At 48.8% G+C, this 947-nt stretch carries 3 protein-coding genes; all 3 read left to right on the forward strand.

The annotated features are described in order from the left end of the window. A partial coding sequence (locus tag ACFIKR_RS09445) for a hypothetical protein (protein WP_375659658.1) occupies nt 1-246 on the forward strand: 246 nt, incomplete at its 5' end. Between the two features lie 13 nt (nt 247-259). Beyond that, the gene (locus ACFIKR_RS09450) at nt 260-721 is read left to right on the forward strand and encodes a phage tail protein (protein WP_375636418.1); all 462 of its coding nucleotides are present in this window, start codon (nt 260-262) and stop codon (nt 719-721) included. Further along, nucleotides 718-947, forward strand: a 230-nt coding sequence (locus ACFIKR_RS09455) for a tail protein X (RefSeq protein WP_375659659.1), incomplete at its 3' end; no start/stop codon positions are given. The genes ACFIKR_RS09450 and ACFIKR_RS09455, both read left to right, overlap by 4 nt.

Raw genomic sequence — 947 nt, forward strand, 5'->3', positions numbered from 1 at the left:
AGAGAGTTTTTGCCAAGTTTTTTGGGAGGCACAACAGCCATTCAACCGATTGCACAATTTGCGGGGGCGGGGCATGCCAATCCATCGGGTAGAGAACAAAGAGGCAAAGAACGCTCCCCCATCACCCACAATCAAAATGTCACGGTGCATGTCAATGGCGCGCGTGATCCTGTTGCCACTGGTCGTGCGGTTGCCCACGCCATTCAACGGGCACGCGCTAATGCGCTGCATGGCGGGACAGAATGAGGGGAGGGAGCCTATGAGAGATCCTTTGATGATGTTAGGTCCGCATCAATTTTATGTGGACTGGCTGAATTTCCAATCCTTTGAAGAAGAGTTTTCTGCCTCATGGGTTTGTATGGAGCGTTTTGGCAGGTCCCCCAGTTTGCAATTTACCGGCTATGGCAATGATGCAAAAACCATTCATGGCGTTTGGTTTCCAGAAGAGTTTGGTGATCGTGTAGCCATTGATGCCATCGCCCAAACCATTCGAAGAGCAAAGCCTGTCCAGATGCTTCGTTGGATCAATGATACGACCTATAGTGTCCTTCTCCATGGTCCCGTGGTGATCACCACGATCAATAAAGACCACGACTATATTAGTCGCTCTGGTCAATCCCAGCGCATCCGCTATTCCATTACGCTCTTGCCCTTTTTTAATGGCGGAAAACCACAAGGACAATACCAGGTGGGACAAACCCAAGTGGGACAAACTCTATGAAGATACCAGAAAAGCATGTTGTTGTAGAGCTAGAGGATATGAGTCTTGATCTTATCTGCTTTCACCATGCCATGGCAGTGTTCAGAGACCGCATCCAAGTTGGGGCACTAAACGGCTATTTAGAAGCCACACTGGAAGCCAATCCAGAGATTGCCAAATATGGTGTGCTTTTACCGCGGGGCTTAACGGTTATTCTACCTGAATTTGTGTTGTCTAATCCCCAAAG

The organism is Bartonella sp. MR30HLJHH (assembly GCF_042194195.1).
Taxonomy (GTDB): Bacteria; Pseudomonadota; Alphaproteobacteria; order Rhizobiales; family Rhizobiaceae; genus Bartonella; species Bartonella grahamii.

Coding starts and splice junctions, on each gene's coding strand:
- ACFIKR_RS09450 (WP_375636418.1), top strand. CDS start 260: ATGAGAGATCCTTTGATGATGTTAGGTCCGCATCAATTTTATGTGGAC.